The 15,765-nt window shown below is 57.8% G+C and carries 14 protein-coding genes; 10 read left to right on the top strand and 4 right to left on the bottom strand.

The window, feature by feature from the left end:
• Window positions 1-79 precede the first annotated feature (79 nt).
• The 9 genes from CJO11_RS06955 (at window position 80) to CJO11_RS06915 (ending at window position 11,498) form a co-directional block, all read left to right on the top strand.
• On the top strand, window positions 80-1,531 hold the full coding sequence (locus CJO11_RS06955; protein WP_095012063.1) for an aldehyde dehydrogenase family protein: 1,452 nt from the start codon (window positions 80-82) through the stop codon (window positions 1,529-1,531).
• Window positions 1,528-2,415 carry a 2-dehydro-3-deoxygalactonokinase gene (locus tag CJO11_RS06950; RefSeq protein WP_095012062.1) on the top strand — a complete coding sequence of 296 codons (888 nt, stop codon included), beginning with the start codon at window positions 1,528-1,530 and terminating at the stop codon, window positions 2,413-2,415. Before CJO11_RS06955 ends, CJO11_RS06950 begins: the two co-directional genes overlap by 4 nt.
• On the top strand, window positions 2,412-3,053 hold the full coding sequence (locus CJO11_RS06945) for a 2-dehydro-3-deoxy-6-phosphogalactonate aldolase (protein WP_095012061.1): 642 nt from the start codon (window positions 2,412-2,414) through the stop codon (window positions 3,051-3,053). Before CJO11_RS06950 ends, CJO11_RS06945 begins: the two co-directional genes overlap by 4 nt.
• Window positions 3,050-4,054, top strand: a complete 1,005-nt coding sequence (locus CJO11_RS06940) for a sugar kinase (protein WP_095012060.1) — start codon at window positions 3,050-3,052, stop codon at window positions 4,052-4,054. Before CJO11_RS06945 ends, CJO11_RS06940 begins: the two co-directional genes overlap by 4 nt.
• Complete coding sequence (locus CJO11_RS06935; protein ID WP_169829156.1) at window positions 4,041-4,934, top strand: aldose 1-epimerase; 894 nt, start codon at window positions 4,041-4,043, stop codon at window positions 4,932-4,934. Before CJO11_RS06940 ends, CJO11_RS06935 begins: the two co-directional genes overlap by 14 nt.
• Window positions 4,935-5,222: 288 nt before the next feature.
• Window positions 5,223-8,045: a TonB-dependent receptor gene (locus CJO11_RS06930; RefSeq protein WP_095012058.1), complete on the top strand. Its 2,823-nt coding sequence runs from the start codon at window positions 5,223-5,225 to the stop codon at window positions 8,043-8,045.
• A 104-nt stretch (window positions 8,046-8,149) separates the two neighbouring features.
• Entirely contained in the window at window positions 8,150-9,700 is a 1,551-nt protein-coding gene (locus tag CJO11_RS06925) for a tryptophan halogenase family protein (RefSeq protein ID WP_095012057.1), read from the top strand.
• 32 nt (window positions 9,701-9,732) lie between these two features.
• On the top strand, window positions 9,733-10,434 hold the full coding sequence (locus tag CJO11_RS06920; protein WP_169829155.1) for a SapC family protein: 702 nt from the start codon (window positions 9,733-9,735) through the stop codon (window positions 10,432-10,434).
• Window positions 10,435-10,601: 167 nt separating this feature from the next.
• Window positions 10,602-11,498 carry a fructose bisphosphate aldolase gene (locus CJO11_RS06915; RefSeq protein WP_095012055.1) on the top strand — a complete coding sequence of 299 codons (897 nt, stop codon included), beginning with the start codon at window positions 10,602-10,604 and terminating at the stop codon, window positions 11,496-11,498.
• A gap of 348 nt (window positions 11,499-11,846) precedes the next feature.
• Here CJO11_RS06915 and CJO11_RS06910 read toward each other — a convergent pair whose 3' ends face one another.
• A complete protein-coding gene (locus tag CJO11_RS06910; protein WP_095012054.1) occupies window positions 11,847-12,050 on the bottom strand; it encodes a helix-turn-helix domain-containing protein in 204 nt (67 codons plus the stop codon).
• Between the two features lie 141 nt (window positions 12,051-12,191).
• On the opposite strand from CJO11_RS06910, the gene CJO11_RS06905 reads away from it, so the two are divergent.
• A complete protein-coding gene (locus CJO11_RS06905; protein ID WP_095012053.1) occupies window positions 12,192-12,434 on the top strand; it encodes a hypothetical protein in 243 nt (80 codons plus the stop codon).
• Window positions 12,435-12,456: 22 nt separating this feature from the next.
• Here CJO11_RS06905 and terL read toward each other — a convergent pair whose 3' ends face one another.
• The 3 genes from terL to CJO11_RS06890 are packed head-to-tail and all read right to left on the bottom strand — an operon-like array spanning window position 12,457 to window position 15,726.
• Entirely contained in the window at window positions 12,457-13,944 is a 1,488-nt protein-coding gene (terL, locus tag CJO11_RS06900) for a phage terminase large subunit (RefSeq protein ID WP_095012052.1), read from the bottom strand.
• Entirely contained in the window at window positions 13,937-14,413 is a 477-nt protein-coding gene (locus CJO11_RS06895) for a DUF5681 domain-containing protein (RefSeq protein ID WP_095012051.1), read from the bottom strand. The genes terL and CJO11_RS06895 overlap by 8 nt, the downstream gene beginning before the upstream one ends.
• The gene (locus CJO11_RS06890; protein WP_240504339.1) at window positions 14,410-15,726 is read right to left on the bottom strand and encodes a site-specific DNA-methyltransferase; all 1,317 of its coding nucleotides are present in this window, start codon (window positions 15,724-15,726) and stop codon (window positions 14,410-14,412) included. Before CJO11_RS06890 ends, CJO11_RS06895 begins: the two co-directional genes overlap by 4 nt.
• Between the last annotated feature and the right edge of the window lie 39 nt (window positions 15,727-15,765).

Here is a 15,765-nt window from a genome sequence, read left to right as displayed (position 1 = left end):
CTAAATAGCCTGCGCCGATCCTTGACAAAGTTGTCAACATTCGACAATTGCGATGAATGGACTTGCGAATGGACCAACTATGAACTCACCGGCCTTCTTTCGTGCATATATTGATGGACGCTGGGTCGATGGCTCAAGTGGGCGTCGTATCGCTGTTCACAATCCAGCGAGCGATGCCGTCTGGGCCGAAGTCCCGGATTGTGGAGTGGAGGAATGCGAAGAGGCGTTGGCCGCTTGCGATCGCGCGGGCGGGGGCTGGCGGGCACTGACTCCGATGCAAAGAGCTAAATACCTCGAAGCACTGAACCGCAAACTCGAAGACGAAATGGAACACTTCGCCCGTCTGATCGTGATGGAACAGGGCAAGACCTATAAAGAGGCGCTCGGCGAAGTCGCCGACACGATCGGCTATATGAAGTATGCTGCGCATTCGGCGCGGTGGCTGCGAGGAGACATCCTACCGGCAGACAACCCGAACGAACGCCTGATGACCTTCAAGGTTCCTTACGGTGTCTGCGTAGCGCTGTGCGCGTACAATTACCCGCTGGCCCTGATTGGTCGCAAGGTCGGTCCGGCATTGGTCACTGGCAATACAGTCGTAATCAAGCCGCATGAGGCAACACCTGTTACTGCGTCTGAATTCTGCCGCCTCGTCGATGAAGTTGGCCTCCCCAAGGGGGTCGTCAGCCTTGTCACCGGATACGGCGCAAACGTCGGGGCCGGCCTCGTGTCCAACCGGCGGACGCGGCTGGTAACTCTCACCGGTAGTATCGCGGCGGGACAACGCGTAGCGAAGCTCGCCTCTGAGAACCTCGCATCTCTGGTTCTCGAGCTGGGCGGGAAGGCGCCGTTCATCGTTATGGCCGATGCCAATGTTGACGCTGCGGTTGAGGCTGCAACTGTGGCCCGTTTCGCCAACAGCGGTCAGGTTTGCATTTGCAATGAAATGGCATTCATCGATCGGCGAATTGTCGCTGAGTTCACGGACAAATTGCTTAAGCGGGTCGCAGCTATCACGCTGGGCGATCCGATGGATAATCCTGGGATGGGTCCGATCTCGACTGCTGGCGCGCGCGACCGGATTGCTGCCATGGTCAACGAGGTACGCGTACATGGTGCCCAAGTTCTAATTGGCGGTGAAGCCGCCCGCCCCGAAGGCCTCGAGAACGGATACTGGTATAAGCCGACGGTAATCTCGGGAAGTTCCGCCAGTATGCCGCTGATTCGCGATGAGATCTTCGGTCCGGTACTCCCTATCCTGCCAATCGAGGACTTCGATGAGGCGGTTCACATTGTAAACGAGCGCGACGACGGCCTTTCAGCATATCTCTGGACGAACGACAACGGCACGATCAACCGAGCGATCGACGAACTCGAGACAGGTACGGTCTTCGTCAACAAGGGTATCAGCGGATCGTTCCACGGCTATCACAATGGGCACAAGCGCAGCGGTCTGGGGGGCGAGGACGGACCATACGGCCTAGAGAACTACCTGCAAAAGCGCAGCGTCTACCTAGCTTATGGACAATGATCCCTTCTAGTTTCATCGCAGTCGATTGGGGTACGTCAAATTGCCGGGCTTATCTCATAAGTGATGGAGCGTGCGTGCGCTCGCTCAATGGATTGCCTGGCGCGCTTCATCTCGGGAAGGACGATTTCGCGGGAGTAGTCGCCGGCATACGTGCCGAGCTTGGTGACCTGCCCATGCTCCTTTCTGGCATGGTCGGCTCCACCGTTGGGTGGATCGAAGCTGACTATTGCTTTGTCCCGGTCAACCAGGACAGCCTAGCGGGCAAACTATTCTGGATCGATCCGCGCACCGCCATCGTGCCAGGTGTCGCGCAGGCGGACAGCACCTCTCCCGATGTGATGCGCGGAGAAGAGGTCCAGTTCTTTGGTGCCGCCAAGTTGCTTGGCAGTGAGGCGCCATTTATCTTTTGCCAACCGGGGACACATTCAAAGTGGGCAAAGCTGGTCGATGGAAAAATTCTGGAATTCGCGACCAGTATGACGGGGGAAGTGTTTGGCTTGCTGAAATCGCATTCAGTCCTGGCCGCGGCCCTCGGCGGCAAGGTGGAGGCGAATTCGTATTTCGAACAAGGGGTCGCGCATTCGGCAGAAAGCGAAGCGCTGAACGAACTATTTCGTGTCCGGGCTGGAACGTTGTTGCTTGGCTGGGATAATGCGCGTGCTTCTGCATATGCGAGTGGCCTTCTTATCGGAGCTGAGGTCCGCGGACGGCTAATGGGAGATTGCAGGGTCTGCCTCGTCGCCGACGAGATTCTCGCATCGCTCTATCGTGCTGCGATCGTCGCCCTTGGCGGCGAGGTTGTGCCACTTGGAGTACGAGAAGCTCTCGTGGCCGGGGTTGGCGAGATTGCTAGGTCGGCCTTTGGATTTGGGGACGATAGATGAGCGACAAGAAGCTCAAGGCAGCCCTTGAGGTATGTCCGCTCGTCGCAATACTTCGCGGTATCAAGCCAGACGAGGCTATTCCGATCGGCGAAGCGCTGTTCGCGGCAGGATTCCGCATCATCGAGGTGCCACTGAACTCGCCTAATCCGTTCGAAAGCATCGCCCGGCTGGTCAAGGCGTTACCGGCAGAGACCTTGATCGGAGCAGGGACGGTGACGTCGGCATCGGCAATCGGAACGCTCCGTGACGTTGGCGGACAGCTCGTTGTCAGCCCCAATGTTGATGTGTCGGTCATCTCCAAAGCGGTGGCCAACGATATGGCTTGTCTCCCCGGTTTCATGAGTCCGACAGAGGCGTTCGATGCGATTGCCGCGGGCGCGAACGGTTTGAAGCTGTTTCCCGCTGATGTTGTCCGCCCGGAGTATCTTAGTGCTCTCCAGACTGTTCTTCCGCCGGACTTGCCTGTCTTGCCAGTGGGGGGGATCAATCCGGAAAGCATGGGAGCATGGACAGCAGCCGGTGCCGCCGGCTTTGGTCTGGGCTCCGGGCTATACAAGCCCGGGACAGGTGCGCGCAAAGTTGGAAATCGAGCAGCGGAATATGTTACTGCTTTGCGTTCTGCGGAAGCACTGCCATGACCCTGGCTGCGTTCGGCGAGGTTCTCCTGCGCCTTTCTCCTCCCAATCACGAATTGCCATTTCAGTCACCTGAACTGCGCACCTATGTCGGTGGTGCCGAAGCTAATGTTATGTGCCAGCTGGCCCGCCTTGGTCACGAAGCAAGGATGATCTCTGCAGTGCCACCCAATGCACTTGGTGATGGCGTCTGCGGCAAGCTTCGAGAACAGGGCGTCGATACTCGCCATATTCTGCGATTGCATGGTCGGCTGGGCTTGTATCTCGTAACTGGCGGCGCTGGTGCAAGACCCAGCCAAGTTGTTTATGACCGCGACGCCACGTCGTTCCAGCAAGCCAAGTCTGACGCATGGAACTGGGATGAGGCGCTCGCCGGTGTGAGTTGGCTGCATGTTTCCGGCATTAATGCCGCGCTTGGTGAAATGGCAGAGCGGTCGATGCTACAAGCGATTGAGACGGCCAAGGGACGTGGGGTTCTGATCGCATTCGACTGCAACTATCGCCGCAATCTTTGGGAAGCACGTGGCTGCGATCCCGTCCCAATCCTGAAGACTCTCATTTCATGGGCCGATTTTCTGTTTGGCAACCACAGGGACTTCGCTCTGCTTGCCGGAAAAGAATTCGATGGCAGCGGACCCGAACGACGCCGTCTAGCCGCGCTTTGCGGATTCGAGATGTTTCCCAATCTCAAGGGCATCGCTTCAACCGCTCGTCACGTGCACGAGGCGGACAGGCATACCCTGTCGGCCCGAATAGACCGCCCGCAGAGTGAGGTGCAGACGGAGGAAATCGAGATTACCCGGATCATCGACCGCATTGGAAGTGGCGATGCGTTTTGTGCGGGCGTGCTCGACGGCCTTGTCCATGGATGTCCGGATGCAGAAACGGTCAGAACCGGGCTAGCCTTGGCAGCGCTGAAGCATACCTTGCCTGGCGATGCGTCGCTTTTTGAGCGCGCGGATATTGATTGCTATCTTTCTGGGCATTCCGATGTCCGACGTTGACGGCAAATTCGAAGCTTTAGGATTACATCACGGCGACTACGAGGCCGACATTCTACCGTCGCTCGGAGGTAGCCTTGGCCGCCTTCATTGGAAGGGCAGATCGCTGTTGCAATCCCTTTTTAATCCGAGGGAAGTGTCGACAAAGGGACCCGAGGACGTTGCTGGCTTCGCGATGGTGCCGTTGGCCGGTCGCGTTCGTGGCGGGCGCTTTACCTGGAATGGCCAAAGCTACCAGCTGCCAACGCATCCGGGTGAAGTACACGCGCTGCATGGCAACGGCTGGACGAGCGCTTGGCAAGTCGTGTCTCGGAAGGCCAGCGGTATCACGCTCCAATTGGAGGCGCGTTACGGCCCTTTCGACTTTCTTGCCGAGCAATCGCTGGAATTGAGTTCTTCCGGACTCGAAATCGAGCTCGGAGTAATAAATGCATCGGACTACCCGCTTCCATTCGGTCTGGGTTATCATCCTTGGTTCGTCCGCAGCCCGGGAGCGCACGTCTCCTTTTCGAGTAGACGATTCTGGCTCGAGGGGCCAGGAGGATTGCCCTCCGACCCGATATCCCTGCCGCCCGAACTCGATTTCTCAGGCGGCCGAACAGTACCTGCCAATTGGCGAAACAATGCCTATGAGGGATGGGAGCGAATGGCGCAGATCGCATATCCGGAATTGAACCTGACGGTCACAATGACCGCCTCGCAAGGGCTGGACTGGCTGATGGTCTATGCCAACCCCCAGCTGGACACATTCTGCCTCGAACCACAGTCTCATCTGCCGGGAGCTCATAACCTGGCCAATTTTGATCGGCGGTTTGGTTTGGTCGAATTGCGTCCAGGCGAGAAGATGGCATGTCGCTTGAAGATCCGAGCTGACGATCTTTGACGTTTTCAAGCTTGACGGGCTCTCGACCTAGCCCACGACATTAAGGTGCGCTGATTCGCGCATGCTTTTACGCATGCAGACCGGGCTCTTCCTGAGTGGGACCGGGATGGGCCGCAGGGCATTCAGGCCGACAAAATCGTGATTTTCCTCGCGTCGACAGGATTTCCAATTTTAGTCGATCGTCTATTGTTGACAATCTGCGATTTGAACGATAGTCAACCGGAAAGACCAACGCGTCGATCCGACCATCAGCGGCGGATGACGGAGAAATATTGAAAGGGAGGGCCAATGGGCATTAAGTCTTGTTTCCGCTATTCCGTCTGTGTTTCGGCTCTGGCGATCAGTCAATTAGCGACGTCGGCGTACGCTCAGGACGCATCGCCGCCCCCAGCATCCAAAGATACTGCGAACAATAGCACTGCGGACAATGGCAACGTGATCGTTGTGACAGGCCTGCGCAAATCGCTTAATGAGTCTGAGGCGATCAAGCGCAATGCCAACGGCGTCGTGGATGCCATCTCGGCCGAAGATATTGGCAAGTTTCCTGATGCTAACCTCGCAGAATCGATCCAGCGTATCGCTGGTGTTTCGATTGACCGAAAGAATAACGAGGGTAACGGTGTCACTGTTCGCGGCTTCGGCCCGGGGTTCAACCTAGTTACCCTAAACGGGCGGCAGATGCCGAATGCTTCCTCACTCATTTCGGATGGCATCACCCGCAGCTTCAATTTCCAGGATCTGTCGTCTGACGGCATTTCGGCTATCGAGGTGTACAAGACTGGCAGGGCAGATGTGCCATCTGGAGGAATTGGTGCGACCATCAATATTCTGACACCGCGGCCATTCGATCGGCCAGGCTTTCATGGCACGCTGAGCGCCAAGGGCAACTACGACACGACATCCAAGTTGGGCGGCAAGATTACGCCCGAGGTTTCGGGCGTCGTCAGCGATACTTTCGCAGACGGCCGCCTTGGCCTTCTGGTTAGCGCCTCGTATTCCGAAAGGAATTCGCGAAGGCAGCGTACAGGCACGCAAGGTTGGGTCCGCAATCGCGGAAACCGCAGTAATCCCAATCTCGATCTCAGTGCAATCGACACCTCGGTCAACCCAACACAGGCGTTTTGGACTCCGTGGACCGTCGACCTTGATGTTGCGGATTCAAATCGAAAGCGCACCAATGCTCAGGTCGTACTCCAAGCGGAGCCAGTCGATGGCTTGGTTTTGACTGCAGACTACACAATGTCTCGATACAAAGAGACCACCCAGATGCACCGTATGAGCTTCTGGTTCGATCGCCCTGATATAGCTACAGCGGACAAGAATGGTACGCTTGTCGATGTCACGACGCTGAACGACCAGCTCAATTTTTGGTCTTGGGACTATCTGAACGATACGCGCAATGATTCCTTTGGTGGCAACATCAAGTGGGATGCAACGGATAACCTGAGCTTCGAGCTCGATGCGCACACGTCAACGGCACATTCCAATCCTGGAACCAAAGACGGGCAAGCGGCAGAAGTGCTGGCCGATCTTAAAAATCCCGGAACTTCAGTGGACATCAACGGCACCTTCACCGGCGTCATCCCCACTGCGAGTTTCGATGATAGTGCACTTGGCGGAAGCGCCTATGACTTTTCGAACATCGTTTCCGACCTTTACCAAGTCCGCGGTTACGAGGTGAAGAATCGCATCAATCAGGTGCAGTTCTCCGGGCAATGGAAAAGCGACGATAGCGCCCTCAGAGCAATCAATTTTGGCGCCAACTACACCGACTACAAGGTAGACACTTTGACAGAGGCGACATTCCGCTTCGTCGACGTGCCACTAACTGGTCTTGACTACTCCTATATCCCTCGCGGAAACATCCTCAATGCTTTCCCCGGCGCAGACAAGTTGTTCTCGCAGATACCCAATTACAGTGCGACGCAATTTGTCGATTTAGTGAAAAACGCAGGCCAGTTTGCTCTCGATCCGCCACAATACAACGGTGTTCGCGAGAAGACTTGGGCAGGCTATGTTTCCCTTGATCTTGAGACCGATTTTCACGACATGCCAGTCAAGATCGATGCAGGTGTGCGGTACGAGAAGACCGACGTATCGTCGTATTCCATCGCCAACGGCATCATTGCTTTGAACTACAGGCATGTTCAGGAACTCCAGGTGATCCGGGACAATACGCCCGCGACGCAAAATCTGTATGGCGGATACAGCGAATTCCTGCCGAACATCGACTTCCGGATCGATCTCACCCCGAATATTGTCGCGCGCGCGTCCTATAGTAAGACCATCGCCCGCAGCAGTCTGTCGGCGATGTTCCCGCAAACCAACTTCCTCAACTCCCGTCCTGGCGGACCATTTATTGCTTCGCAGGGCAATCCCAATCTTCTCCCTTATGTTTCCAACAACTTGGATCTCTCTTTCGAGTGGTATTACAAGCCGAGCAGCTATGTCTCGGTTGGCCTATTCAGGAAGTGGGTGGACAATTTTATCGGGGCGACCGCGATCAACGGTCCGATTTACGATGTTAACGGTCAGCCTCTTACCGATCCAAGTGTCAACCCGCGGCCAGGCTGCCCCGACTCCTCGAATCCGCCTAACCCTGCCTGTTTGTCACAGCCGAGCGACCCTGTCGTCACCTGGCAAATCAACACCGTTGGGAACCTCAAATCGGCAGCCGTCGATGGTGTAGAGGCGACCATCCAACATGTCTTCGGAGACACTGGGTTTGGCATCATCGCTAACGGAACGCTGGTTCACGGCAATGTCAATCTTGACCCATATGACTTCACACAAACCCTCGCGCTCACCGGGCTTTCGAACTCTTATAACCTTGTGGGCTTCTACGAAAAGCACGGTTTGCAGGTGCGTGTCGCCTACAACTGGCGTGACAAGTTCCTACAAAGCCTCGGTGCAGAACCTATCAACGTTGACGCGTACGGTCAGCTGGACGCGAGCGCGAGCTACCAGATCAACGATCACTTCTCGGTCTTCGTCGAGGGTCTGAACTTGAACAATGCAACGATTCGTCGCTACGCGAGGTTCGAGCAACAGATACGCGATGCGGAGCAGTATGGGCCGCGCTTCTCCTTCGGTGTTCGCGCAAAATTCTGAGAAATTGGAGGAACAAGGCGTCGTAGCGCATAGGCAGGGCCGATCCTAGCAGATCGGTCCTGCTTGCCTTTTGACGGCGACTTGATGCAAACTGGAAGGCAGTTATGCGACCGATTTCCAAAATCGTGATCGTGGGCGGAGGCACTGCCGGCTGGTTGACCGCAGGAACCATCGCTGCGGTATCTCGTGCGCAAGATGCACATCCCCTGCAGATTACTCTTGTGGAATCTCCGAACGTACCGATCATTGGTGTCGGAGAGGGAACCTGGCCAACCATGCGGCGCACCCTCAAGCGTATGGGGGTTCGAGAGACGGACTTCATCCGACAGTGCGAAGCTTCGTTCAAGCAAGGTGCGAAATTTGCCCGTTGGGTAACCGGTGACGCGGATGACTTCTACTATCATCCGCTGGTTCTGCCCCAAGGCTATTTCGAAACGAATCTGGTGCCCTACTGGCTGGAAAAGACCAATGATCGTTCATTTTCGTCGCGTGTTTGCCCCCAGGAGCATTTGTGTGAGGCTGGCCTCGCGCCCAAGAAGATCACGACCGCAGAATACGATGCGGTCGCTAACTACGCGTATCACCTCGATGCAGGAAAGTTTGCTCCCTTCCTTCAGTCCCATTGTATTGAGAATCTAGACGTCAATCATGTCTTGGCCGACGTCACCGGCGTTCGCGCGCTCAACAACGGCGATATCGCGGCCATCGAGACGCAGCAGGCCGGCGAAATCTCGGGCGATCTCTTCATTGATTGCACCGGCATGCGTTCATTGCTTCTTGGAGGACACTTCGGCGTCCCGTTCAAGAGCTGTAAGGACGTCCTGTTCATTGACCGTGCGCTCGCCATGCAGGTGCCGTACGAGGATTTGGCAAGCCCGGTGGTGTCCCACACGATCTCAACCGCCCAAAAGGCCGGATGGATTTGGGATATCGGCCTTCAAAGCCGCCGCGGCATCGGCCACGTCTATTCGAGCAGCCACTGCAGCGACGATTTGGCCGAGAACAGGCTGCGCGCGTATGTCCGATCCCTGGGACACGATCCCGATGCCCTTGCGGCACGCAAGATTTCTATTGAACCTGGACACCGCGAGAAATTTTGGGCGGGCAATTGCGTGGCCGTCGGATTGTCAGCCGGTTTCCTCGAGCCACTCGAAGCATCGGCAATCCTGCTGATTGAAATTGCGGCGCAATTTATCGCTGAGCAAATGCCGGCCTCTCGGTCAGCGATGGATGTTGTCGCACGCCGTTTTAACGAGACCTTCCTCTATCGTTGGGCGCGCATTATCGACTTTCTCAAGCTTCATTATGTCCTGAGCAAGAGGGACGACGATCCCTTCTGGATCGATAATCGCAGGGAAGAAACTGTCCCTGAAAGTCTTCGGGACCTTCTTGAATTGTGGCATTACCAGCCTCCGTGGCACGATGACTTTGATCGGGCCGTCGAAGTGTTTCCGGCCGCCAGCTATCAATATGTCTTGTACGGCATGGGCTTTCATACCGAGGCCAGCCCTCGTGGCCTTTCACCGAATCTGGCTTCGCAGGCAGCGACGTTGATGGAGCGTAATGAAGTAGAGGTCCGGACCATGCTGGGTACGCTTTCCCCGAACCGAGAGCTGCTCGACAAGATTGTACGCTATGGTCTTGCCAAGGTCTGAATGCCGCAGGTGGGCCTGCAAGGAGAGGACGTTTGCCGCGAATTGAACTGCTCGACCCCGGACAGCATCGAGACATCAGGATCCGGACTGATCAGGGTTCTCGCTTGCTTCAGGGCACCAATCTACTCCCGGTCTTGGCGAGCGAACTGCAGCATCTGGCCGTGGAATTCCCGGTTTGTCTCATCAAGAGCCCGGAGAGCGGCCAATTCGGCCTGTTTGCGCTGCTTGGATTCCGGGCCGGCGAAAACTTGATGCTTGATCAGGACGAGAACTGGAAATGTCACTACATCCCACTCGATATTCGCCGACGGCCCTTTCTGGTTGTGCCAGGCCAGGAGGCCGGTACCGGTACGATGGCGATTGATGTCGAGCATCCCATGGTGTCGCGTGACGAAGGCGAAGCTCTTTTCGATGAAGGGGGAAACGCAACGTTCTTGATGGACGACTTCCAGTCAGTGTTGTCGACTGTAATGAGCGGCATCGGCCCAACGAGAGCGTTTGTCGAAGCTCTTGACGAACACAATCTTCTTGCGCCAGCCCGGATCGACGTAGCGGGAGAAGGTGAGAGCTTTGCGCTCGATGGCTTCTATACCGTCAACGCTCGTTCAATTGAGGCCCTAGATGCGAACACGCTAAGTTCGTTGAACCGCAACGGCTCCCTATTTGCAGCGCATCTCATCGTTGCCTCGATGGCGAACGTAGACAAGCTCCTCGCAAAGCGCCCTTCAGCTTAGTTTCCTAACGTGCGAGTTGAAGCGACGTATTGTCGTCATTGTCGTCGGCAAAGAGTGGAGGACTTGGCTTTGGGTGGGGCCGCGATCGTGCACTGCTTTGGATTTGAGGCGGCGCGTTTCGCTGCCGCTTACGCCAATTTGGCGGCACTAAGGAGCTGTTAGGTTTGATGGATTGGAATGCCATGACCGAAACGATTGAGCGCGGCAGTGGGTTCATCGCGGCGCTCGACCAGAGCGGCGGCTCGACTCCGAACGCCTTGCGAAATTTTGGTGTCGACCCCGATGCATGGGAGAATGATGAAGAGATGTTCGCGCTCATTCATGAGATGCGCTGCCGCATCCTCAGCTCGCCATGCTTTTCAGGTGATCGAGTGCTGGGGGCAATACTTTTCGAAGGAACGATGGCCGGTGAAGTGGACGGTGTACCGGTGCCGCGGGCACTAAACGATCGCGGTATCGTGCCGTTCGTGAAGGTCGATAAGGGGCTTGATGCCGAAGAGGACGGCGTCAGGTTGATGAAGCCTATAGCGGATCTGGATGCCCTGCTTCTCCGGGCCAGAAAACTTGGTGTGTTTGGGACGAAGGCGCGATCCTTGATTAACGAGGCAAATCGCTCAGGTATCGTCTCAGTTGTTCGGCAGCAGTTCGAGTTGGCGCGTTGTGTGCTGGAGGCAGGACTCGTTCCGATAGTCGAGCCGGAGGTCAATATCGCCAGTCCGGAGCGCTGCGAGGCTGACTGCATTCTGCTCGAGGTCCTTCTGGATCATCTCGATCGGTTGCCGAATGATGCGCGCGTGATCCTCAAGCTCTCGCTTCCGGCAAAGGTCAATCACTTCGAGGCACTGACTAGGCACGAGCGCGTAATGCGGGTTGTGGCACTGTCAGGCGGTTATACCCGCGGCGAGGCGTGCGCCGAACTCATCAGTAACCGCGGGATCATCGCGAGCTTCAGTCGCGCCCTGCTGCAGGATCTTCGTGCCTCTATGAGTGACGCCGAATTCGATGCGTCGCTGGATGTGGCGGTTGCGGAGATTTTCGAGGCTTCGATGAAGCAGGCGGCGTGAGCAACGTGGCAAGACCGCTGCCAATTCCAGACATTCTGGCAGCCTGATGGTTTTGAGAAACTGTCCGTCTGTTTCGGTGCCCCAATCTTTGAAGCACAGCGACCCAGCAAATCTACTCGGCCCCCGGGGGAGGTGGCGGCCATTCCTTTCTCGCCACCGCCTCTCCCTCTCGTCCATCATACGTAGGCAGCCGTCAGGTCCACTGGACTGGGTCAGCCATGCCCATGCTTACGTCGTGAAATCGGCTTGGTCGCCGAAGCATCCTTACAGAAACTTCCTAAGCGCGGCCTGGCAGCCTTCCACGCCCCGCTGACTTTAGATCACCGCCAACCCGGGGACAGTGATTCTTCAGTCGAGAAGTGAGCCTGCATCCACTCCAAGGGCCTGAGCAAGTCGCTCGACTACCGATATCGTCGGATTGCGTGCACCGCGTTCCAGGTCGCTGACATAGGTCCGGTGGATCCCTGCCTGGTGGGCAAACTCTTCCTGGCTCCATTCGCGCTCGCTGCGCAGGCGGCGCAGGTTCCGGGCAAGGCGTTGGCGAACATCCACCCGCGCAGATGGCGCCGATGTCACTCATCGATCTACAGACGATCAGTGACATTCTACTTGACTAGAGGACCTATTCGAGCACCTGTCGGTGTTACTGATAGTCGACAGGAGGGATCGGTGCGAGTGATTGGGTGCCTGACGATGCTGATGTTGCTTTCCGCCTGCAGCAACAAGGCAGCCGAGGCCGAAAAGAGGTTGGCGATCGTCAAGCGGGTGGGAACTCTTGGAGAAGTCTGTGAAGCCTCCCGCGATGTTGCCCGTGCATACCTGGACCAAGGGGACGAAGCGAGCTTCGAGATGGCGGATGTCGCCAGTCATATCTATTGCCAGAGCGCGGATCTCCGCGGCTGGAATACCTATGTCAGCAAGAAGGCAGGCAATTGAGTCAATCGGTAGCCGGGTGTCTCTAGAGCCCGCTCCAGGGATCTTTCGAACCGACCGGATCGCGCACCGGAAGAGCGGCGTGCGGATCCATCTCCTCGGGCCCTTCGTTGAGCGGGGCTCGCCATCGGTCCTTCAGCTGTACCCAGATGAACAGCTGGGAGAGCGCGTCGACCTGGTCGTCATGGCGCGATGAGGGGAACCCGAGGATCTCGCCGGTGAACTCTGCCAGCCAGTGCGCTTGCCCTGGCAGGAACAGCCGGCCAGCTTCGATCATCGAACTGATGTTCATAACACGCGCGATCTTGTCGCCTTCGGGCCGGCGCGGGATCGGTAGTGGAACGCCCGATAGTGCTTCCGCCTGAAGCGACTGAATGAGCGCAGTGCCGGAAGAAGCATCCTCGATCAGCATTACCTGTGCGCTGTGCAGACGGGCCAGTTCGATGACCTTTGCCTTCAGCGGATTGAACTGGAGCCGCGCGCGCATGACATCGATCACATAGACGCGCTGGTCCTGCACCAGTGCGGTCAGACAGACCGAGTAATCGTTGAACGGGTTATCCTTCGAGGCGGTGTCGAGCGAGAGGACGATCTGGCCATGGGTCATATCGAGTGTCGCCGGATCGTAGGTCCTGAGCCATGCCGCCTCGATCATGTTGCCATGCGCGGGCACGGGCTGCTGCTGGTATTGGCTGGCATGCACGTAAGGGTTGTCTGCCTTCTTGCGTAGCAACTCGCTCAACGGCAGACGTGCTGGATGAAGCGCGCAGCCTTCTCGGCGACGGTAGACCCGCCCGTGGGTGAGCGGGATATCCTCGTCGCACGTTGCGATGGCGGGTAGGCACAGCTCGTGCCATCCCTCCCGCTCCTTGAGCACTCCGACCAGATCACCTTCGTGCAGCCGCTGCATGACAACGATGATCGTGCCATGGAGTTGGTTGTTGAGGCGCTGCGACAGCGTCTCGTCGAACCAGCGAATGACCTTGTCGCGCGCAGCCTGCGAGGTGGCATCCTGTGCCTTCATCGGGTCATCGATGATGATGAAGTCCGCGCCGAATCCGGTGGTTGCACCATCGATCGATGTCGCCATCCGGCGGCCGCCGGCGGTAGTCTGGATGTCGGCGACCGCGCTGCGCTTGATAACTGCGTTCGGGAAAGCCTCGCGGTACCACCGGCTCTGCATGACCCTGAGGCAGTCGCGAGCATGATCCTCCGCCAGGTCCTGGCCATAGCTTACGCACAGGAACGAGAGGGCCGGGTTGTGACCCAGCATCCAGGCAACCCATGCAATAGAGATGATCCGAGACTTGAGGTGGCGCGGCGGCATCGTCACGATGAGTCGGCGATTCTCGCGCTGGCGTACACGGTCGAGCTGGTGGCCGATCGCATCGATGTGCCAGTTGTGCGTGTAGGGGCTGTCACCGCCCAGCTCGGAAAATGCCCGGCGCAGGAAGAACGCAAAGTCGAGGCGGGTGAGGGCAGCTATCGCATCGCTTGCATCGACGTCATTCATCGCCGCTATCTCCCGGTTCCGGATCACCGAACAGCGCCGGATCGATCGCGAGATCAGCTGCCCGCTCTTGAAGGTAAGCCTCGAGGATCGTCTGGTCGCTCAGGGTGTGGCGGCGGCGATTGATCTCGGCCGCTTCGGCGATCCGCTGTCGCCGCTGGTCGACCATCTCGATTGCCTTGTTGTCTCCCTTGCGGGTGGCATTGTCGATCAGCCGCAGGTCGACCGCCTGGCTCTTGGTCACCGTTCGTTCGATCCCGTTCTCCTTGATCACCATCTTGCGATCCAGCTCACGCTGGAACTCGGTGTCGGCGTTCTTCACTCCCTTCTTCCGGCGACCGCGCTTCCGCCCGTCGCCGACAGCGAACCGGCTGCCTGGCGGTGCGCGATTCTTGCCGACCGCATAGCTGCCGTCCTCGCGGGTGTTGCCGTCCTTGAAGGGTTTGCCGTCCTTGCGCCTGCCGCCGCTCACGACCGGCCTCCCGCGCGCTCGGCTGCAACCTGCGAGAGCGGAACCTCGCCATCGAGCTGCGGTTCGCATCCCGTCGCTTCACTGACACGTCTGAGGATCACGTCGGCGTACTTCGGATCGAGCTCGATCCCGAACCCGCGCCGGCCGGTCATCGCCGATGCCACCAGCGTGGTCCCTGAGCCGCAGAACCCGTCGAACACCACGTCGCCCGGCTTCGTGACGTCGAGGATCGCGTCGGCGATCATCCTGCGGTTCTTGATTGTGGGATGATCGGCAAGGTCCTGCAGCCGCCCCTTGCGAAAGGTGTTGGCACCCGGATAGCGCCAGACGTTGCTGCGGTTGCGCCGGCCCAGCGCAATGTTGCTGGTGTGGGCGCCTCGACTGACCTTGAATGCGAGGCACAGCTCGTATGCCGAGCGGTAGAACCCACCCATTCCAGGGTCCTTGACCCAGACGATCTGGTTCTTGAGCTCGTGGAACACGCCTTGCGCTGCATCGAGCATGTGCGGACTCGCGCGCCAGTCGGTCCACACGAACGCGATCGCGCCCGGGTGGCAGTGCGGCGTGATTGCCTTGAATGCCGGCCGCAGCAGCGTCATCGCCATTTCCGGGAGCGAGGTTTCTCCAGATCCGATTCCGAAGTCGGAATGTTTCACCCGGCCATTGCCGGACACGTTGTTCGCTATGCGGCACCCGTATGGCGGATCGGTCTGGATCAGCCGGACGCGGTTGCCTTCCAGCAGCCGCTCGATCAGAGCCACGTCACGGCAGTCGCCGACCGCCATGCGCTGGTCGCCGATGTGCCAGAGATCTCCGATCTGCGCGATCGGAGCCGCATCATCATCGGGAAGATCGACGCGGTCCTCCTGGTCTGCGTCTCCGGTATCGTCGAATGACAGAATGCCGTCGATCTCGAAGGTGTCGAATCCGGTGAGCTCGACTTCGTAGCCAAGCTCGATCAGTCCCGAGAGCTCGGAGCGGAGGAGTTCCTTCGACCATTGCGCATCTTCGGCGAGCCGGTTGTCGGCGATGATGTAGGCGCGCCGGTCAGCCTCGCTCATCTGTCCAAGATCGACGACCGGGACTTCGGACATGCCGAGGTCCATTGCAGCCATCAGTCTCCCATGCCCGCAGATGAGATTGTTGGCATCGTCGACGATCAGCGGGTTGGTCCAGCCAAAAGCAGCCAGGCTTGCCTGCAGCTTCCTGATCTGCGCACGCGAGTGTTTGCGCGGGTTGCTTGAGAACGGGGTGATCGCCTCGATCGGGCGATACTCGATTGCGAGGCGGTTGGGGATTTCAGGATACATCATACATCACCACTCCAATCTGGAGGAAAAGTCAGATTGACG

The organism is Tsuneonella mangrovi, from assembly GCF_002269345.1.
Lineage (GTDB): Bacteria > Pseudomonadota > Alphaproteobacteria > Sphingomonadales > Sphingomonadaceae > Tsuneonella > Tsuneonella mangrovi.
The sequence above is the reverse complement of the archived record's forward strand: the minus strand, read 5'-3'. Positions and strand labels throughout refer to the sequence as shown.